A 17,666-nucleotide genomic window follows, 5' to 3' on the forward strand; every position below is an offset into this window, starting at 1 on the left:
AAGACCGCGCGGCCCGCTACCGGCGTGCAGCAGCGCCAGCCCCGGTGGGCTCGGCCTCGGCCTCGGCGTCGCGCCGCGCACGCACCCGCAAGGCCCAGGCTCCCAACGCGAGGCCCACGCCGAAGGCCGCATAAGTGCCGGCCAGCGCGTTGCGCGACAGATGGTGCTGAAAACCCGGCGTGAACCGCTCCGGCGTGCAGCGGAAGTCCACGAAGCACGCCAGCACGCTTGTCGCTGCCGCACCGGCCGTGGCCAGGTGCAGGCGATGCGCCTGGGGGTGGCTGCGCAGCGCTGCCGCGTGCACACAGCCCCAGAACACCGAGGCACCGTGGTGGATCGCATAGCCCAGCGCTGTGTAGCGCCCGCTGGCGCGATGCTCCCGCAAGGCCCTGTCGCCCCACCGCCACTGGCTCACCGCATTGAGCGGGGTGGCGGCACTGCGGGTCTGCCGGCTGCCGGCCCAGGCCAGCGCCAACGCCGACAGCACGCTGGCGAGGCTGCCCGCCACCAGCCCTTCCCAGGCGACGTGGGGGCGGTCCGCTATACCGTGTCGGCATGCCAGCCGGTGCGTGGAGGGCAGGTCGCTGCGCGGGCTGGAAGCGGCCGGAGGAGGGCGGCAGATCGCTGGCGTGGTCATGGCGCAGAGCCTGCGGCGCGTAGCCGAAGGCGCTGCTGGCGTCAGCGCCTCGTTCGCCCGTAGGCGGCGGCGTACAGACACGGCCGCGCTGCGCCGACCCTGCCTGTCGCTCGGCGACCCGTAGCTTGAACGCTCACCAACTGCCGGTCCACCCAGCCGCACCGCGCGGTATCGGGCCGCCCCGCCACCTTGCCTTGCCCCTTCTGGTTGCGCGCACCGCCATGGAATATCTCTTCGCCAAGTGGCTGCACATCCTCTCGTCCACCCTGCTGTTCGGGACCGGCATCGGATCGGCTTTCTATCTGCTGGTGACGGTGCTCAGCCGCGATGTGCACCTGATTGCGCACCTGTCCCGCTGGGTGGTGCGCGCCGACTGGCTGTTCACTGCCACCACGGCCATCGCCCAGCCGCTCACCGGGTTCTGGCTGCTGCGGATGATGGGGCTCACGCCCGCCACCGGCTGGGTGGCCTGGTCGCTGGTGCTCTACGCCCTGGCCATCGGCTGCTGGCTGCCGGTGGTGTGGCTGCAGATGCGGCTGCGCGACCTGGCGGACGAGTCGGTGCGCCGGGGCGAGTCCGCGCCCTCGCAGCGGTTCTGGCGCTACTTCGGCGCCTGGGCGCTGCTGGGCGTGCCGGCGCTGTTCGCATTCCTGGCCATCTTCTGGCTGATGGTCGCCAAGCCGGATGCTCCCTGGTGAAACATGCCCAGAGCCCCTGTTTCACGGGGCATCCAGCTACCGTCCTGATAGCAAGCTGCCCCGGGCGATGCCGCCCCAGCCTTGCAGGGCGCCGCGGCGCTCAGAGCGGGTAGTCGTAGTCGATGGTCAGCGGCGCATGGTCGCTGAACTTCACGTCCTTGTAGATCGCGGCGCTGCGCGCGGTCCGGGCGATGGCGGGTGTCGCCAGGTGGTAATCCAGCCGCCAGCCGACATTGTTCAGATAGGCCTGGCCGCGGTTGCTCCACCAGGTGTAGGCCGCGTCGGTGGTGTCCGGGTGCATGTGACGATAAACGTCGATCAGGCCGCCCGTCGGCTCAGTGGTGTGCAACAACTTTGTCATCCAGTCGCGCTCCTCGGGCAGGAAGCCGCTGTTTTTCTGGTTGCTGCGCCAGTTCTTCAGGTCGATCTGCTGGTGCGCGATGTTGACGTCGCCGCACAGGATGAACTCCCGCTCGGCCTTCAGAGCCATCAGGTGCGGGTGGAATTCGGCCAGGAAGCGGAACTTGGCCAGCTGCCGCTCCGGGCCCGACGAGCCGCTCGGAAAGTACGCGCTGATGATCGACAGCTTGCGGGCCGGGGTGTCGAAGCGGGCTTCGACATAGCGGCCCTCGGCGTCGAACTCGGGCGAGCCGTAGCCGATGCGCACGTCGCTCGGTTCGTGCTGCGAATAGATGCCCACGCCCGAGTAGCCCTTCTTCGTCGCGAAATGGAAGTGGCCCTTGAGGCCCGCCAGCTGCTCGAAGCGGTTCTGCATGTCGGCCGACTGGGCCTTGATCTCCTGCACGCAAATACAATCCGGCCGGGTTTCGGCGATCCAGGCTTCGACGCCCTTGGAGGTGGCGGAACGGATGCCGTTGAGGTTGAGGCTGGTTAACTTGAACAAGGATGAACTCATGGTGACAGACAAGGCGCAGCAGACGGAACAAGACCGGCTGGCGCAGGATTTCGTGGAGTTCGCCGAAGCCTCCGGCGTGCTGCGGTTCGGCGAATTCAAGACCAAAGCGGGCCGCATGAGCCCGTATTTCTTCAACGCCGGCCTGTTCGACGACGGCGCCAAGATGGGCCGGCTGGCGGAATTCTATGCAAAGGCGCTGCTGGCCAGCGGCATCGAATTCGACATGGTCTTCGGCCCCGCCTACAAGGGCATTCCGCTGGCCGCGACCGTGGCCGTCGAGCTGGCCCGGCTGGGCCGCAACGTGCCCTTCGCCTACAACCGCAAGGAAGCCAAGGACCACGGCGAGGGCGGCACCCTGGTCGGCGCCCCGCTCCAGGGGCGGGTGCTGATCGTGGATGACGTGATGTCGGCGGGCACGGCGGCCCGTGAATCCATCGCGCTGATCCGCGCTGCGGGCGCCACGCCGCACGCCATGGCGATTGCGCTGGACCGGCAGGAAAAAGCCACCGAAAACGGCCAGGATGTGGAGCACAGCGCAGTGCAGTACGTGCGCGACCAGCTGGGCATGCAGGTCTGCACTATCGCCACGCTGGCCGATTTATTGCAGTATCTGGACCGGGACGGGGGCTCTGCCGGCACGGCGGCCCACCGCGACCGGGTGCTGGCCTACCGCCAGCGTTACGGCGTTGGTGTGGCCTGATCTGGTGCCGGGTGGGCCTCCGCGTCCCGAACCGCATCCAACCCACCACTGCCCCCACCCGCCAGACTGGAAATGGCTTTGAACGACGCCTCCGCCCATCCCACGCAGACCGTGCCGACGGCAACGACGTGGCGGCGCGCCCGCCCCACTGCCATGGCGGCGGGCATCGTGGTGGCGGGCGGGCTCTGGGCCGGCCCGTCGTGGGCTGCCGACCCGCCCGGCGCTTCGGCTGGCTCGGTGTACAGCTGCGTCGATCGGACGGGCCGCCGTTTGACGGCCGACCGGCCGATTCCCGAGTGCACCGACCGCGAGCAGCGCGTACTGGACCAGACCGGCGCCGAGCGCCGCCGCCTGGGGCCCACGCTCACCGAGCAGGAGCGCGCCGTGGTGGAGGCGCAGCGCCAGCGCGAGGCCGCCGAGCGCTCCCGCGTGGCCGAGGAGCGCCGCCGCGAACGGGTGCTGGTCAACCGCTACCCCGACCAGGCGGCGCACGATGCCGAGCGCGCCGCAGCGCTGGCCCAGGTGGACGAAGTCACCGCTGTCGCGCAGAAGCGGGTCGATGATCTGCTGCGCGATCGCAAGAAGCTCGACACCGAGATGGAGTTCTACCGCAAGGACCCGAACAAGGCGCCCATGGTGCTCCGGCGCCAGATCGCCGAGCAGGACGATGCGCTGGCTGAGCAAAAACGCTTCGTGATCGCGCAGGACGCGGAAAAGCGCCGGGTGAACCAGCGCTTCGATGCGGAACTGGCCCAGCTGCGGCCGCTGTGGGCTGCGCGAGCCGCAGCGCAGGCCGGCGCGCCGCTGGTGCTGCCGCCACTGCGCTGACCCTCCACCGTTCGCCTCGCGCTACGCGGTTCGGGGCGCCGCAGCGGGCGGCAGGGCCGGCAGGCGCCGGCCGTGCCGACGATCAGCCGGCGGCGGTGGCCGCCGCCAGCCGGGCACGCAGCAGGTCATTCACCTGCTGCGGATTGGCCTTGCCCCGGCTGGCCTTCATGGCCTGGCCCACCAGCGCATTGAAGGCCTTGTCCTTGCCGGCCTTGAACTGGGCGACGTTGTCGGGGTTGGCGGCGATCACCTCGTCGATGATCTTCTCCAGCGCGCCGGAATCGTTCATCTGCTTGAGGCCCTTGGCCTCGATGACGGCATCCACATCCTGGCCTTCGCCCGTCCAGAGCGCCTCGAACACCTGCTTGCCGGCGTTATTGGAAATGGTGCCGTCGGCGATGCGCGCCACCAGCTTCGCCAGCAGCGCGGCGCTGACCGGCGCGGCGGCGATGCCAGCGGCTTCGCCGGCATTCACACGGCGCGAAACCTCGCCCATGATCCAGTTGCTGACCAGCTTCGGCTGGCCGCTGGCCCGAGCCGCTTCCTCGAAGTAGGCGGCCATCGCCTTGGACTGCGTGAGCGTGGCCGCGTCGTACGCGGGCAGGCCGTAGTCGGCCACGAAGCGCGCCGCCATGGCGCGCGGCAATTCGGGCATGCGGGCCCGCTCTTGCTGCACCCACTGCTCCGAGATCCGGAGCGGCGGCAGGTCGGGGTCGGGGAAATAGCGGTAGTCGGCCGCGTCTTCCTTGGTGCGCATGGCGCGCGTCTCGCCCGTGTCGGGGTTGAACAGCACGGTCGCCTGCTGGATCGCATGGCCGTCCTCGATCTGCTCGATCTGCCAGCGGATCTCGTAGTCGATCGCCTGCTGCATGAACTTGAAGCTGTTCAGGTTCTTGATCTCGCGGCGCGTGCCCAGCGGCTGGCCCGGCTTGCGCACCGAGACGTTGGCGTCGCAGCGGAACGAGCCTTCCTGCATGTTGCCGTCGCAGATGCCGATCCAGGTGACGATCTTGTGCAGCTCGCGCGCATAGGCCACGGCCTCTTCGCTGCTGCGCATGTCGGGCTCGGTCACGATCTCCAGCAGCGGCGTGCCGGCGCGGTTCAGGTCGATGCCGCTCTGGCCGATGAAGTCTTCGTGCAGCGACTTGCCGGCGTCTTCTTCCAGATGGGCGCGCACCAGCTTCACCGTCTTCTGCTCGTCGCCCAGGAAGAACGACACCTCGCCGCCCTGCACGACCGGAATCTCGAACTGGCTGATCTGGTAGCCCTTGGGCAGATCGGGGTAGAAGTAGTTTTTGCGGGCGAAAATGCTCTCGGGCGCAATCGTGGAGCCGAGGGCCAGTCCTAATTTGATAGCGCAGGCCACCGCTTCGCGGTTCATCACCGGCAGCGTGCCGGGCAGGGCCAGGTCCACCGCGCAGGCCTGGGTGTTGGGCTCGGCGCCGAACGCCGTGGGGGCGCGGCTGAAGATCTTCGATTGCGTGGCGAGCTGGGTGTGGGTCTCGAAGCCGATGACGACTTCGTAGCCGTGGATCAATTTGGGGGTCGTCATGTCACAGGCCTCCTGGTGCGCGGAGGTGGAAGTCGGTGGCCTGCTGCAGGCGGTGCGCGGCGTTGAGCAGGCGGCTTTCCTGGAAGTAGTTGCCGATGAGCTGCAGGCCCACCGGCATGCCGCCTTCGCCGAAGCCGGCCGGCACGCTCATGCCGGGCAGGCCGGCGAGCGAGGCGGGCAGGGTGAAGATGTCGGCCAGGTAGTCGGCCAGCGGGTCGTTGCCGTGCTCGCCCAGCTTCCAGGCCACCGTGGGGGCCACGGGGCCGGCGATGACGTCGCACTGCTGGAAGGCGCTCTGGAAGTCGTCCGCGATCATGCGGCGGATCTTCTGCGCCTGCAGGTAGTAGGCGTCGTAGTAGCCGTGGCTCAGCACATAGGCGCCGATCATGATGCGGCGCTTGACCTCGTCGCCGAAGCCTTCGGCGCGGGTCTTCTTATACATGTCCACCAGGTCGGTGTAGTCCTTGGCGCGGTGGCCGAACTTCACGCCGTCGAAGCGGCTCAGGTTGGACGAGGCCTCGGCCGGCGCGATGATGTAGTACACCGGGATGGACAGTTCGGTGCGCGGCAGCGTGATCGGCACCAGCTTGGCGCCGAGCTTCTCGTATTCCTTGAGGGTGCCGTCCGCCGCAGCGCGCACGTCGGGCGCCAGGCCCTCGCCGAAGAATTCGGCCGGGATGCCGATGCGCAGGCCGTCGATGGAGTCGTTCAGCCGGGCGCTGAAGTCTTCGGCCGGCACGTCCAGGCTGGTGGAGTCGCGGTCCAGGTCGGGGCCGCACAAGGCCGACAGCAGCAGGGCGCAGTCCTCGGCCGAGCGGGCCATCGGGCCGGCCTGGTCCAGGCTGGAGGCGAAGGCGATCATGCCGTAGCGGCTGGCGCGGCCATAGGTGGGCTTGATGCCGGTGATGCCGCAGAACGAGGCCGGCTGGCGGATCGAGCCGCCGGTGTCGGTGCCGGTGACGGCCGGGGCCAGGCGCGCGGCCACCGCCACGGCGCTGCCGCCCGACGAGCCGCCCGGCACGCGGGCCGTGTCCCAGGGGTTGCGCACCGGTTGTGGCGCATCGAACCCCACCGGGGCGATGGCGGAGTTCTCGTTGGCCGAGCCCATGGCGAATTCGTCGCAGTTGAGCTTGCCCAGCGTCACCGCGCCGGCCTCGGCCAGCCGCGTGACCACGGTGGCGTCGAAAGGCGAGCGGTAGCCGGCCAGCATCTTCGAGCCCGCCGTGGTGGGGAAGTCGCGCGTGACGAAGATATCCTTGTGCGCGATGGGCACGCCCGCCAGCGGGCCCGCCGTGCCGGCGGCGATGGCGGCGTCCTGCGCGCGGGCCTGGGCCAGGGTGGCTTCTTCGTTCACGGAAACGAAGGCGCCCAGCGGCTGGTGTTCCTGCGCGCGGGCGAGGAAGTGCTGGGCCGCCTCGACGGCGGACACCTGTCTGGCCGCCAGCTGGCGGGCCAGGTCGGCCACGCCGAGGTCGTGCAAGGGTGCGTTCTGGATGTCGGTCATGCTGTGTGCGTCCTCACTCGATGACCTTGGGCACCAGGAACAGCCCGCGCTCGACGGCAGGGGCGCTCTGCTGGTTGGCCTCGCGCAGGTCGGGCTCGCTGGCCACGTCGTCGCGCAGGCGCAGCGCCACTTCCTGGATGGCGGCGATCGGGTGGGGCAGCGGGGTGATGCCGGTGGTGTCCACCGCCCGCATCTTCTCGACGATGCCGAAGAAGCCGTTGAGCTGGGAGAGCATGCGCTCGCTGTCTGCGGGGCTCAGTTCGAGCCGTGCCAGATTGGCGATGCGGCCGATGTCCTGGGGTGTCAGTGCCATAGAGAGGAAAAGGGGCGAGCAACCGGATGTAAAGCCCAATTCCGGGTCGCGCCATGGAGAGTTATTCACAGGGGATGCGGTATTATCCCGCCTTTGCCGCAATCGCCTCTCCAACGCCGGTCATTGTGCGAAAAAAGTCCACAAACACACCCTAAAACCCGGCGATGGCAGGCCGACGCGCATGCCGTGCCCAAGAGGAATATTGAATGTTCGGAGCCTTTCGTCGGTACTTCTCCACCGACCTTGCCATCGACCTTGGCACCGCCAACACCCTGATCTTCGCCCGCGACAAGGGCATCGTGCTGGACGAACCCTCCGTGGTCGCCATCCGCCATGAAGGCGGCCCGCACGGCAAGAAGGTCATCCAGGCGGTGGGCCGCGAAGCCAAGGCCATGCTGGGCAAGGTGCCCGGCAACATCGAGGCGATCCGCCCGATGAAGGACGGTGTGATCGCCGACTTCGTGATCACCGAGCAGATGATCAAGCAGTTCATCAAGATGGTGCATCCGCGCACGCTGCTCACGCCCAGCCCGCGCATCATCATCTGCGTGCCCTGCGGCTCGACCCAGGTCGAGCGCCGCGCCATCAAGGACGCGGCCGAGGCCGCCGGCGCCACCGCCGTCTACCTGATCGAGGAACCCATGGCCGCCGGCATCGGCGCCGGCCTGCCGGTGTCGGAAGCCTCCGGCTCCATGGTGGTCGACATCGGCGGCGGCACCACCGAGGTCGGCGTGATCTCGCTGGGCGGCATGGTCTACAAGGGCAGCGTCCGCGTGGGCGGCGACAAGTTCGACGAAGCCATCATCAACTACATCCGCCGCAACTACGGCATGCTGATCGGTGAGCCCACGGCCGAAGCCATCAAGAAGAGCATCGGCTCGGCGTTCCCCGGCTCCGAAGTGCGCGAAATGGAAGTCAAGGGCCGCAACCTGTCCGAAGGCGTGCCGCGCAGCTTCACCATCTCCAGCAACGAAGTGCTGGAAGCCCTGACCGATCCGCTCAATCAGATCGTCTCGGCCGTCAAGAACGCCCTGGAACAGACGCCCCCCGAGCTGGGCGCCGACATCGCCGAGCGCGGCATGATGCTGACCGGCGGCGGTGCGCTGCTGCGCGACCTGGACCGCCTGCTGGCCGAGGAAACCGGCCTGCCCGTGCTGGTGGCCGAAGACCCGCTGACCTGCGTGGTGCGCGGCTGCGGCATCGCCCTGGAGCGCATGGACCGCCAGGGCAGCATCTTCACCAGCGAGTGATGGAGCGGCGCCAACCCCCTGAGGCGCTTCGCGCCTTGCCTACTCTCCCGCATCGCTTGGCGACGCGGGAAGGGGGGCAACGCCAATGGCCGGGCCAAGCCCGTTCCACGGCGTCTGCTGGCGGTGGCGCTGCCGGCGTTGGCGTTCTGACGGCGTGACGGCGCGCGGCGCCGTCGGTACCACACGATTCCTCCGATGCCTCTGGGAACCCTGGAACGGTCTGCGCCGTCCTTCTTCCGGCAAGGGCCGTCGCCGCTTTCCCGCCTTGTTCTCTACAGCGCCCTGGCGCTGTTTTTGATGGTGGCCGACGCGCGTTTCGGCGTCACCGAGCCGCTGCGCAAGGCCGTCTCCACCGCGCTCTACCCGCTGCAGTGGGCGGTGCTGCAGCCCGTGCAGTTCGCCGGGCGGGGCGCGGGCTACTTCCAGTCGCTGGAAGCCGCCGAGCAAAGCCGTGACGAGGCCCAGCGCAAGATGGCCCAGCTGTCGCAGCGCGTGAACCAGGCCGAAGACCTCGAGCAGGAAAACGCCCGCCTGCGCAAGCTGCTGGAGCTGCGCGAGCGCCTCACCACCCCGGCCCAGGCCGCGCAGGTGATCTACGACACCGCCGACCCCTACACCCGCCGCGTGATGATCGACCGGGGCCAGACGGCCGGTGTGGAGCTCGGCTCGCCCGTGCTCGACGAATCGGGCGTGCTGGGCCAGGTGACCCGCGTGCACCCCTTCCTGAGCGAGGTCACCCTGCTCATCGACCGCGACCAGGCCATTCCCGTGATGAACATCCGCACCGGGGCGCGCAGCGTGGCCTACGGCGACCCCATTGCGGCCCACGGCGGCGGGATCGAACTGCGCTTCATGCCCGGCAACGCCGACGTGCAGGAGGGCGACCTGCTCACCACCAGCGGGGTGGACGGGCTCTATCCCCCGGGCATGCCGGTGGCGCGCGTCGTCGGCGTGGAGCGCCGGGCCGATTCCGCCTTCGCGCGCATCTACTGCGCGCCGCTCGCCCAGATGCAGGGCGCCCGCCACGTGATGGTGCTCAAGCCGCTCTCGGCCGAGCTGCCGCCTAAGCCTGCGCCGGCCGAAACCCCTGTGAAACGGAAGGGCCGCCGATGATCATGCCCAAGGGCCAGCCGCTGCTGATGCCGGCCCGCCCGCTCTTCATCGCCCTCAGCCTGATCGCCGCGCTGGCCTTCAACATGCTGCCGCTGGGCCGCGTGGTCTGGACGCCCGACCTGGTCATGGTGCTGCTGGTGTTCTGGGGCGTGCACCAGCCCCAGCGCGTGGGCATGGGCGTGGCTTTCGCCATGGGGATCTGCATGGACGTCTACCAGGCCGCGCTGATGGGCCAGCACGCCCTGGCCTATACCGCGCTGATGTACGGCGCCATCTTCGCGCACCGCCGCCTGCTGTGGTTCAGCGTGCCTTCGCAGGCGCTGCAGGTACTGCCGCTCTTCGTGGTAGCCCACGCCATCGAACTGCTGGTCCGCCTGCTGGCGGGTGGCATCGTGCCCGGCATCGAGGGCCTGGCGGCACCGGTGCTGGAAGCCGCGCTCTGGCCGCTGGCCAGCTGGGTGCTGCTGGCGCCCCAGCGGCGCCCGCCCGACCGCGACGAAAACCGGCCGCTGTGAGGGTGGGGTCGAGAGTGCGCGCGACGGCGATCGGGACGAACGTGACGGCCAGGCCGGTGCCCGGGGGCGGGGTGCGCCCATGACCGAGCTGCGCAACAACGAAGCCGACGCCTCGCGCTTCCGGCTGCGCGTGGTGGTAGTGGGGCTGGTCGTGTTCCTCGCCTTCTGCCTGATCGTCTCGCGCCTGCTGGTGCTGCAGGTGGCCCGGCACGACGACCTGGCCGCCCAGGCGGAGAGCAACCGCACGGCCGTGGTGCCCATCGTGCCCAACCGCGGCCAGATCATGGACCGCAACGGCGTGGTGCTGGCGACCAACTATTCGGCCTACACGCTGGAGATCACGCCGTCGAAGGTGGACGATCTGGAGGCCACCATCGACGAGCTGTCGAAGGTGGTGGAGGTGCACCAGCGCGACCGCCGCCGCTTCAAGCGGCTGATGGAGGATGCGCGCAGCTTCGAGTCGCTGCCCCTGCGCACCCGGCTCACCGACGAGGAGGTGGCGCGCTTCACCGCGCAGCGCTACCGCTTCCCGGGCGTGGACATCAAGGCGCGCCTCTTTCGCAACTACCCGCTGGGCGAGGTCGCGAGCCACGCCATCGGCTACATCGGCCGCATCAACCAGCGCGAGAAGGAACGCATCGACGATTCGGAAGACGCGGCCAACTACCGCGGCACCGAGCACATCGGCAAGCTCGGCGTGGAGCAGAGCTTCGAGACCACGCTGCATGGCCAGACCGGCGTGGAGCGCATGGAGACCTCGGCCGGCGGCCATGCCGTGCGGCGCCTGGCCAGCCACCCGGCGACGCCCGGCAACACGGTGATGCTGTCCATCGACATCAAGCTGCAGAAGCTGGTGGAAGACATGTTCGGCGACCGCCGCGGCGCGCTGGTGGCCATCGACCCGCGCAACGGCGAGGTCCTGGCGCTGGTCAGCAAGCCCACCTTCGACCCCAACCTGTTCGTCGAAGGCATCGACACCGAGAACTGGCAGGCGCTCAACGAGTCCATCGACAAGCCGCTGCTCAACCGCGCGCTGCGCGGCACCTACCCGCCCGGCTCGACCTACAAGCCCTTCATGGCGCTGGCGGCGCTCGAACTCGGCAAGCGGCCGGCATCGCAGGTCTACAACGATCCGGGCTTCTTCAACTACGGCGGCCGCACCTTCCGCAGCCACGAAGGCGGCCTGGGCGGGGTGGACATGCACCGCGCCATCCAGTTCTCCAGCAACACCTACTTCTATTCGCTGGCGGTGGAGATGGGCGTCGACACGATCCACGACTTCATGAAGCCGCTGGGCTTCGGCCAGATCACCGGCATCGACCTGGGGGGCGAGGTGCGCGGCGTGCTGCCCAGCACCGAGTGGAAGCGCAACACCTACAAGCGGCCCGAGGCGCGGCGCTGGTATTCGGGCGAAACCGTCTCGCTCGGCATCGGCCAGGGCTACAACAACTTCACCATGCTGCAGCTGGCGGTGGCCGAAGCCACGCTCGCCAACGGCGGCACCCGCTACAAGCCGCACCTGATCAAGGCCATCCGCGACACCGTCACCGGCCAGGTGACCGAAGTGCAGCAGCCGCCCGGCGAGCGCCTGGGGTATTCGCAGAAGAACGTGGACATCGTGCGCAACGCCCTGGTGGCGGTGAACAAGGGCGGCACCGGCACGCGCGTGTTCGCGGGCGCGCCCTACACCTCCGGCGGCAAGACCGGCACGGCGCAGGCGGTGAGCCTGGGCCAGAACGTGAAGTACAACGCCCGCGCGCTGGAAGAGCACCAGCGCGACCATTCCCTGTTCGCCGCCTTCGCGCCCGCCGAAAACCCCCAGGTGGCCGTCGCGCTGATCGTGGAGAACGCCGGTTTCGGCGCCGCTGCGGCAGCGCCCATCGCGCGCCGGGTGTTCGACTACTGGCTGCTGGGCGACTACCCGAGCGAACAGGACCTGGCTGCCGTGGTCAAGGGCCAGGCCAGCGCGCCCATCGGCACGCCGCGCCGCGCGGCGGACATTCCCGTCGCCACCCGCTGACGGAATCTACGGACCGCTGGTTCGCCGGTCCAGCCGGTCGCTTCTGGCTGGCCCCCGGCCTCCGTCAGGTGCGGGGGGCCGGCGACATGGCCCCATCGACCTGCTCAGGCGCCGATGCGCCGTGGCGGCTGCCACTGGCTGACCACCAGCGCCAGCACGATCAGCGCCGCGCCCGCAATGCCGGCCCCGCCCAGGCGCTCGTCGATCAGCCACCAGGCCGTCAGAGCGGCGAACACCGGCTCCAGCCCGAACACGATGGCGCTGCGCATGGCGTCCACCCGCTGCTGGCCCCAGGCCTGCAACGTCACCACCAGCACGCTGGCGACCACGCCCAGGTAGACCAGCGCCGCCCACGACGCAGCAGGCAGGGCGGCGAGCGTGGCGACCGACGACGCCATCCCGCCGTGGCGCGCCAGCAGCAGCACCGCTGCCGCGGCAAACATCACCAGCGCCTGCGACGCCGCCATGCGGGTGGCACGCAGCGGCTGGTGCGCGGTGCGGCGGGCGCATTCCTCCAGCGTCAGGATGTAGATGGCATAGAACAGCGTGCTGGCCAGGGTCAGCGTATCGCCCAGGTTCCAGGGCTCGTTCTCGTGGAACATCAGCACCATGCCGCCCAGCGCCAGCACGCAGGCGGCCCACAGCATCCAGCCGTAGCGGCGCCCCAGCACGGCCATGGCCAGCAGCGGCACCACCAGCACGTTCAGGCCGGTGACGAAGGCATTGCGGTTGCTGCTGGTGCGCGCGAGGCCCTCGATCTGCAGCCAGAACGCGAGGAACAGCAGCCCGCCCAGCAGCAGGCCCCAGCGCAGTTCGGGGCGGCGCATGCCGCGCCAGAGCGGCGCCAGCACCACCAGCGCGATGGCGAATCGCAGCCAGATCAGCTGCAGCGCGTCGAGCTGCGCCGACAGCAGTTTCATGGCGGGAAAGGTGGTGCCCCAGACCAGGGTCACCAGCAGCAGGGCCAGCAGGCCTCGGCGTTCAGCACGCATGCGTTGGTTTCGTGCCGGGCAGGCCGGCGATATCAAAAGAGGAGCAGGTGGCGCCGATCTGCCAAGGGTTTTCAAGGGAATCGGACATGAAACCCTGGTGTGACCAGCGCAAGCAGCTCACATTTCAGGAGCAAATGCCCTGCGGACGGGCATTCGGGGGCGTCAAGCGCCGCAGGGCCCTTCTCAGGCGCTCATGCGGCCGATGAAGGCGCGGATTCGGTCGTTGGCCGGGTTGCTGAAAAATTCGGCCGGCGGCGCGTCGTGGGCGATGCGGCCCTGGTCGAAGAACATCACGCGGTCGGCCACCTCGCGCGCGAACCCCATTTCGTGCGTGACGACGATCATGGTCATGCCGCCGCGCGCCAGCTCGCGCATCACGTCCAGCACTTCCTGCACCATCTCGGGGTCGAGCGCCGAAGTGGGCTCGTCGAACAGCATCACCTTGGGCTCCATGGCCAGGGCGCGGGCGATGGCCACCCGCTGCTGCTGCCCGCCCGACAGCTGCCAGGGGTACTTGAGCGCGTGGTCCTGCATGCCCACGCGGCGCAGCAGGGCCATGGCCTTCTGGTTGGCCTGGGCACGCGGGGTGCGGCGGATGCGGCGGGGCGCCAGCGTCACGTTGTCCAGCACGCTCATGTGGCCGAACAGGTTGAACTGCTGGAACACCATGCCGACCTCGCTGCGCTGCTGCTGCAGCGAGCGCTCGTCGTCCGTCACCTCGGCGCCGCCGATGGTGATGGTGCCGCTGTCGTGCGGCTCCAGCCGGTTGATGGCGCGCAGCAACGTGCTCTTGCCCGAGCCGGAGGCGCCGATGATGACCGTGACCTCGCCGGTGTTGAAGGCCGTGGAGACCTCCTTCAGCACCTGGTGCGTGCCGAACGCCTTGCAGACCCGATCGACGACGATGTAGTGGTTGCCGGTGCTCATTTACTTGACCCGTCCTTCCACGTCGAAGCGGTGCTCGATGGCGTTGGACACCTGCGTGACCAGCGTGGTCAGCAGCAGATAGGTGACGGCCACGGTGGTCAGCGTGGCGATGGGCTGGAAGGTGGCCGACTGGATGCGGTTGCCCACGTTGGTCAGCTCCACCACGCCGATGGCGTAGGCCAGCGACGAATCCTTCAGCAGCGCGACGAAGTTGCTGACGAGGGGCGGCAGCGAGATCTTGAACGCCTGCGGGAACACCACGTCGAAGAACACGTAGGTGCGCGACAGCCCCAGCGCGCGGGCGGCTTCGGTCTGGCCGCGCGGCACGGCCAGCAGGCCGGCGCGAATGGCTTCGGCGTTGTAGGCGCCCACGTTCAGGCCCAGCGCCACCACGGCCGCGGCGAAGTCGGGCAGGTTGGCGCCCGGCACCAGCACCGGCAGCGCGAAGTAGACGAACAGGATCTGCACCAGCAGCGGCGTGCCGCGAATGGCCCAGATATAGAAGCCCGCCAGCCAGCGCAGGCCGATGAAGCGCGCCGTGCGGGCGAGTGCCGCCGCCGTGCCCAGCACCACCCCGACGGTGCCGCTGACGAGGGTCAGCCACAGCGTGGTGCGGGCACCTTCGGAAAACGCCTGGGCGTTGTTGCCGATGGGTTCAGGGAAAAAGGAGAGCGCCCAGCCCAGCAGGGACAGGGCCAGCACCATCAGGACGAGGGCCGAGACCAGCGTGGCATTGCTGCGTTGCTGGCGGCTCCACTGCGTGGGCCAGATTGCGGTCAGCATTTGATGAAAATGAGGCCGGCGCCCGCAGCGTGAGCTACGGGCGCCGGTAGGTCCTTACAGGGGCGTTTACTTCGTGCAGCGCACGTCTTCGTTGAAGTACTTCTTGGAGATGGCGGCGTAGCTGCCATCGGCCAGGGTTTCAGCGAAGGCCTTGTTCCAGGCTTCGGCCAGGCCGGTGTTGCCCTTGGTGACGGCCGGAGCGATGCGCTCGACGAACAGCATGTCGCCCATCTTGTAGCCGGCCTTGGCGTTCTTGGCCGCGGCTTCCTTGGCGACGAACTTGTCGCTGACCCAGGCGTCCACGCGCTTGGAGATCAGGGCGCGCTGGGCGTCGGTGTCCTGCGGGAAGTTCTTCACTTCCTTCACGCCGGTCAGCTTCTGCACGTTCTCCAGGTAGCTGGTGCCGGTCTGCACGGCCACGACCTTGCCCTTCAGGTCGTCGGCGGTGCGGGTCTTGCCGTCGATGGAGACGATGATGCCGCCCGAGCAGTAGTGCGGGTCGGCGAAGGTGACGGCCTTGGAGCGCTCCTCGGTCACGCCGTGCGATGCGATCACCACATCCCAGCGGTCTTGCGGCAGGCCGGTCAGCAGGGCGTCGAAGCCCAGCGTCTTCCATTCCAGCTTCAGGCCCATCTTCTTGACCACGGCTTCGGCCACTTCGACCTCGAAGCCGGTGAGCTTGGTGCCCTGGAAGAAGTTGAACGGGGCGAACTGCCCTTCGGTGGCGATGATGATCTTGCCGTCCTTCTTGATGGCGTCGATCGTGCGGGCCTGAACGGAAAAGCCGGCACAGAGGGCCACGGCCAGGGCAATCGTCTTGAGCATCTTCATCTGCTGTTCCTGCGGGGGGATGGTTCCAGGTACAAAAAATCCGGCTGGGGCGGTGGACCGAGCCGGAGCGTTGTCGTGCGCTTGTGGAGGGGCGTCTTCGGGGTTCGAGACGGCGTCACGGAGTGGTCGCATTATAGGGATGCGGCCTTGCCGGGGGGCACTGCCGCAAACCCTGAGCGCCTGTCAAGCAAGGTCAGTGCCTGCGCCGGATCAGCGTGGATTTGCCGAACAGGCTTTCCAGCAGGTCCACGGCCAGTTCGGCCGTCTGGTTGCGGATGTCGAGCGCCGGGTTCAGCTCCACCAGATCGGCAGAGCGCAGCGCGCCGCTGTCGGCCAGCATCTCCATGCACAGCTGCGTTTCGCGGTAGGTCGGGCCGCCGCGCACCGCCGTGCCCACGCCGGGCGCGACCGACGGGTCCAGGCAGTCCATGTCGAAGCTCACATGCAGGTGGGTGTCGGCATCCACGTCGGCCAGCGCGCGCTCCATCACGGCGCGCATGCCCAGCTCGTCGATGGCGCGCATGTCATACACCTCGATGCGGTGTTCGCGCACGAATTCCTTTTCGCTGTCGTCCACGCTGCGCACGCCCACCAGGCCGATCTGGCCGGCCTCGAGCGCCGGCACGCCGGCCAGGCGCGTCAGTCCGGCCGGGCCGTGGCCCAGCAGGCAGGCCACCGGCATGCCGTGCAGGTTGCCGCTGGGCGTGGATTCGGGCGTGTTGGCATCGGCATGCGCATCGAACCACAGCACCTTCAACCGCCGGCCGTGGTTGCGGCAGTGTTGGGCCGCCGCGCTGATGGAGCCGATGGCCAGGCAGTGGTCGCCGCCCATCATCAGCGGCAGGTGGCCGGCTTCCAAGTCGGCCAGCACGGCGGTGTAGACGGCTTCGTTCCAGGTCGTCACCTCGGCCAGGTGCCGGAACCCGCTGGCCGGCTGGGCCTGCGGGTTGCCCGGGCCGGCCAGGTTGCCCCGGTCGATCACCTCGAAGCCGCGCCCGCGCAGGGCACGCGCGATGCCGGCGATGCGCAGCGCGTCCGGCGCCATGCTGGCGCCCAGCACGCTGGCGCCCACGTCGGTCGGCGCGCCGATCAGGGTGAGGGTGGGATTCGGTGCATGCATGGCCGGGCTCCGTGAACGAGGGAGGGGTGGATCGGGATCAGCGCAGGAAGGCGTCGTAGCCGGTCTTGAGGATCAACGCGCTGACGACGAAGATGAAGATGCCGCGCACGAAACCGGTGCCGTGCTTGAGCGCCATGTGCGCGCCCAGCACGCTGCCCACCACGTTGGCCACGGCCAGCGGCAGCGCCAGGTGCCACCACACGTGGCCCTTGGCGGCAAAGAGGATCAGCGCGGCGACGTTGGTCGCCAGGTTCAGCAGCTTGGCCGACACCGAGGCGTTCAGGAAGTCGTAGCCAAGCAGCCGCACGAAGAGGAACACGAAGAAGCTGCCCGTGCCCGGCCCGAAGAAGCCGTCGTAGAACCCGATCACCAGCCCGATGCCGCAGGCCGCCAGGGTCTCCGCCCGGCCGGCAAGCCGGGGCGCATGGTCGCGGCCCAGTTCCTTCTTGATTAGCGTGTAGATCAGCACCAGCAGCAGGATGAGCGGCAGCAGCCGGCGCAGGAAGTCGGCCGAGATGATGGTCACCGTCCACGCGCCGGCGAAGGCACCCGCGAAGCCGGTGGCTGCCGCCGGCAGCATGGCCTGCCACGGAATCCGCACGCGGCGGCTGTACTGCCAGGTGGCGATGCCCGTGCCCCAGAAAGCCGTGCCCTTGTTGGTGCCCATCAGCGTGGCGGGCGCAGCGGCGGGGAAGGTGGCGAACAGGGCGGGCAGCAGCACCAGTCCGCCGCCGCCCACGACGGCATCGACGAAGCCGGCCAGCAGCGAGGCCAGCGAAACAATGATCCATTCCATAGGGCGGCGATTGTCGCACCGCCGTCCGGACGATTTGCTATGAAATAAATAGCGTCATGCGTCCGTCATACGGGCGCGGGGGGCGCGCCGGCGGCTGGGGGGAAGTGCGTTCCGGCGGGACTGGTCGAAGCCGGCCCGCCGGAAAAAGAAAAGGCGCCGGGATCGCCGGCG

The 17,666-nt window shown here is 68.9% G+C and carries 18 protein-coding genes; 7 read left to right on the top strand and 11 right to left on the bottom strand.

The window, feature by feature from the left end:
* Positions 1 to 16 precede the first annotated feature (16 nt).
* On the bottom strand, positions 17 to 637 hold the full coding sequence (locus ASF94_RS18175) for a hypothetical protein (protein ID WP_235505426.1): 621 nt from the start codon (positions 635 to 637) through the stop codon (positions 17 to 19).
* A 221-nt stretch (positions 638 to 858) separates the two neighbouring features.
* On the opposite strand from ASF94_RS18175, the gene ASF94_RS18180 reads away from it, so the two are divergent.
* Positions 859 to 1,335: a DUF2269 domain-containing protein gene (locus ASF94_RS18180; protein WP_056669803.1), complete on the top strand. Its 477-nt coding sequence runs from the start codon at positions 859 to 861 to the stop codon at positions 1,333 to 1,335.
* A gap of 100 nt (positions 1,336 to 1,435) precedes the next feature.
* Here the strand turns inward: ASF94_RS18180 and ASF94_RS18185 are convergent, their stop codons facing one another.
* A complete protein-coding gene (locus ASF94_RS18185) occupies positions 1,436 to 2,239 on the bottom strand; it encodes an exodeoxyribonuclease III (RefSeq protein WP_056669806.1) in 804 nt (267 codons plus the stop codon).
* 10 nt (positions 2,240 to 2,249) lie between these two features.
* Here ASF94_RS18185 and pyrE point away from each other — a divergent pair, with 10 nt between their 5' ends.
* Positions 2,250 to 2,951: an orotate phosphoribosyltransferase gene (gene pyrE, locus ASF94_RS18190; RefSeq protein ID WP_056669808.1), complete on the top strand. Its 702-nt coding sequence runs from the start codon at positions 2,250 to 2,252 to the stop codon at positions 2,949 to 2,951.
* 153 nt (positions 2,952 to 3,104) lie between these two features.
* Positions 3,105 to 3,779, top strand: coding sequence for a DUF4124 domain-containing protein (locus tag ASF94_RS18195; protein ID WP_156382594.1), 675 nt, complete (start codon positions 3,105 to 3,107; stop codon positions 3,777 to 3,779).
* 82 nt (positions 3,780 to 3,861) lie between these two features.
* Here the strand turns inward: ASF94_RS18195 and gatB are convergent, their stop codons facing one another.
* Genes gatB through gatC form a run of 3 tightly spaced genes read right to left on the bottom strand, consistent with a single transcriptional unit; the run spans position 3,862 to position 7,148 of the window.
* Positions 3,862 to 5,331 (bottom strand): Asp-tRNA(Asn)/Glu-tRNA(Gln) amidotransferase subunit GatB, encoded by a 1,470-nt coding sequence (gene gatB, locus ASF94_RS18200; protein WP_056669811.1) that lies wholly within the window; start codon positions 5,329 to 5,331, stop codon positions 3,862 to 3,864.
* A gap of 1 nt (position 5,332) precedes the next feature.
* Positions 5,333 to 6,835, bottom strand: a complete 1,503-nt coding sequence (gatA, locus tag ASF94_RS18205; RefSeq protein WP_056669813.1) for an Asp-tRNA(Asn)/Glu-tRNA(Gln) amidotransferase subunit GatA — start codon at positions 6,833 to 6,835, stop codon at positions 5,333 to 5,335.
* Positions 6,836 to 6,848: 13 nt separating this feature from the next.
* The gene (gene gatC / locus ASF94_RS18210) at positions 6,849 to 7,148 is read right to left on the bottom strand and encodes an Asp-tRNA(Asn)/Glu-tRNA(Gln) amidotransferase subunit GatC (RefSeq protein ID WP_056669816.1); all 300 of its coding nucleotides are present in this window, start codon (positions 7,146 to 7,148) and stop codon (positions 6,849 to 6,851) included.
* 206 nt (positions 7,149 to 7,354) lie between these two features.
* On the opposite strand from gatC, the gene ASF94_RS18215 reads away from it, so the two are divergent.
* The 4 genes from ASF94_RS18215 (at position 7,355) to mrdA (ending at position 12,046) form a co-directional block, all read left to right on the top strand.
* Complete coding sequence (locus ASF94_RS18215; protein WP_056669819.1) at positions 7,355 to 8,398, top strand: rod shape-determining protein; 1,044 nt, start codon at positions 7,355 to 7,357, stop codon at positions 8,396 to 8,398.
* A gap of 195 nt (positions 8,399 to 8,593) precedes the next feature.
* Complete coding sequence (gene mreC, locus ASF94_RS18220) at positions 8,594 to 9,511, top strand: rod shape-determining protein MreC (protein WP_056669821.1); 918 nt, start codon at positions 8,594 to 8,596, stop codon at positions 9,509 to 9,511.
* Positions 9,508 to 10,026 carry a rod shape-determining protein MreD gene (mreD, locus tag ASF94_RS18225; protein WP_056669825.1) on the top strand — a complete coding sequence of 173 codons (519 nt, stop codon included), beginning with the start codon at positions 9,508 to 9,510 and terminating at the stop codon, positions 10,024 to 10,026. The genes mreC and mreD overlap by 4 nt, the downstream gene beginning before the upstream one ends.
* A gap of 79 nt (positions 10,027 to 10,105) precedes the next feature.
* Positions 10,106 to 12,046: a penicillin-binding protein 2 gene (mrdA, locus tag ASF94_RS18230; protein WP_056669828.1), complete on the top strand. Its 1,941-nt coding sequence runs from the start codon at positions 10,106 to 10,108 to the stop codon at positions 12,044 to 12,046.
* Between the two features lie 104 nt (positions 12,047 to 12,150).
* Here mrdA and ASF94_RS18235 read toward each other — a convergent pair whose 3' ends face one another.
* The 6 genes from ASF94_RS18235 to ASF94_RS18260 form a co-directional block, all read right to left on the bottom strand.
* Entirely contained in the window at positions 12,151 to 13,038 is an 888-nt protein-coding gene (locus ASF94_RS18235) for a DMT family transporter (RefSeq protein ID WP_056669831.1), read from the bottom strand.
* A 183-nt stretch (positions 13,039 to 13,221) separates the two neighbouring features.
* Entirely contained in the window at positions 13,222 to 13,965 is a 744-nt protein-coding gene (locus ASF94_RS18240) for an amino acid ABC transporter ATP-binding protein (RefSeq protein ID WP_056669834.1), read from the bottom strand.
* Positions 13,966 to 14,748, bottom strand: coding sequence for an amino acid ABC transporter permease (locus tag ASF94_RS18245; RefSeq protein ID WP_056669837.1), 783 nt, complete (start codon positions 14,746 to 14,748; stop codon positions 13,966 to 13,968). It lies immediately after the preceding gene.
* 66 nt (positions 14,749 to 14,814) lie between these two features.
* A complete protein-coding gene (locus ASF94_RS18250; RefSeq protein ID WP_056669841.1) occupies positions 14,815 to 15,579 on the bottom strand; it encodes an ABC transporter substrate-binding protein in 765 nt (254 codons plus the stop codon).
* Positions 15,580 to 15,772: 193 nt separating this feature from the next.
* Positions 15,773 to 16,699, bottom strand: coding sequence for an arginase (gene rocF, locus ASF94_RS18255; protein ID WP_056669844.1), 927 nt, complete (start codon positions 16,697 to 16,699; stop codon positions 15,773 to 15,775).
* 37 nt (positions 16,700 to 16,736) lie between these two features.
* The gene (locus ASF94_RS18260; protein WP_056669846.1) at positions 16,737 to 17,495 is read right to left on the bottom strand and encodes a TSUP family transporter; all 759 of its coding nucleotides are present in this window, start codon (positions 17,493 to 17,495) and stop codon (positions 16,737 to 16,739) included.
* Positions 17,496 to 17,666 lie beyond the last annotated feature (171 nt).

The organism is Acidovorax sp. Leaf160 (assembly GCF_001424265.1).
Taxonomy (GTDB): Bacteria; Pseudomonadota; Gammaproteobacteria; order Burkholderiales; family Burkholderiaceae_C; genus Paracidovorax.

Coding starts and splice junctions, on each gene's coding strand:
- ASF94_RS18175 (WP_235505426.1), bottom strand. CDS start 637: ATGACCACGCCAGCGATCTGCCGCCCTCCTCCGGCCGCTTCCAGCCCG.
- ASF94_RS18180 (WP_056669803.1), top strand. CDS start 859: ATGGAATATCTCTTCGCCAAGTGGCTGCACATCCTCTCGTCCACCCTG.
- pyrE (WP_056669808.1), top strand. CDS start 2,250: ATGGTGACAGACAAGGCGCAGCAGACGGAACAAGACCGGCTGGCGCAG.
- ASF94_RS18195 (WP_156382594.1), top strand. CDS start 3,105: ATGGCGGCGGGCATCGTGGTGGCGGGCGGGCTCTGGGCCGGCCCGTCG.
- gatB (WP_056669811.1), bottom strand. CDS start 5,331: ATGACGACCCCCAAATTGATCCACGGCTACGAAGTCGTCATCGGCTTC.
- gatA (WP_056669813.1), bottom strand. CDS start 6,835: ATGACCGACATCCAGAACGCACCCTTGCACGACCTCGGCGTGGCCGAC.
- gatC (WP_056669816.1), bottom strand. CDS start 7,148: ATGGCACTGACACCCCAGGACATCGGCCGCATCGCCAATCTGGCACGG.
- ASF94_RS18215 (WP_056669819.1), top strand. CDS start 7,355: ATGTTCGGAGCCTTTCGTCGGTACTTCTCCACCGACCTTGCCATCGAC.
- mreC (WP_056669821.1), top strand. CDS start 8,594: ATGCCTCTGGGAACCCTGGAACGGTCTGCGCCGTCCTTCTTCCGGCAA.
- mreD (WP_056669825.1), top strand. CDS start 9,508: ATGATCATGCCCAAGGGCCAGCCGCTGCTGATGCCGGCCCGCCCGCTC.
- mrdA (WP_056669828.1), top strand. CDS start 10,106: ATGACCGAGCTGCGCAACAACGAAGCCGACGCCTCGCGCTTCCGGCTG.
- ASF94_RS18235 (WP_056669831.1), bottom strand. CDS start 13,038: ATGCGTGCTGAACGCCGAGGCCTGCTGGCCCTGCTGCTGGTGACCCTG.
- ASF94_RS18240 (WP_056669834.1), bottom strand. CDS start 13,965: ATGAGCACCGGCAACCACTACATCGTCGTCGATCGGGTCTGCAAGGCG.
- ASF94_RS18245 (WP_056669837.1), bottom strand. CDS start 14,748: ATGCTGACCGCAATCTGGCCCACGCAGTGGAGCCGCCAGCAACGCAGC.
- ASF94_RS18250 (WP_056669841.1), bottom strand. CDS start 15,579: ATGAAGATGCTCAAGACGATTGCCCTGGCCGTGGCCCTCTGTGCCGGC.
- rocF (WP_056669844.1), bottom strand. CDS start 16,699: ATGCATGCACCGAATCCCACCCTCACCCTGATCGGCGCGCCGACCGAC.
- ASF94_RS18260 (WP_056669846.1), bottom strand. CDS start 17,495: ATGGAATGGATCATTGTTTCGCTGGCCTCGCTGCTGGCCGGCTTCGTC.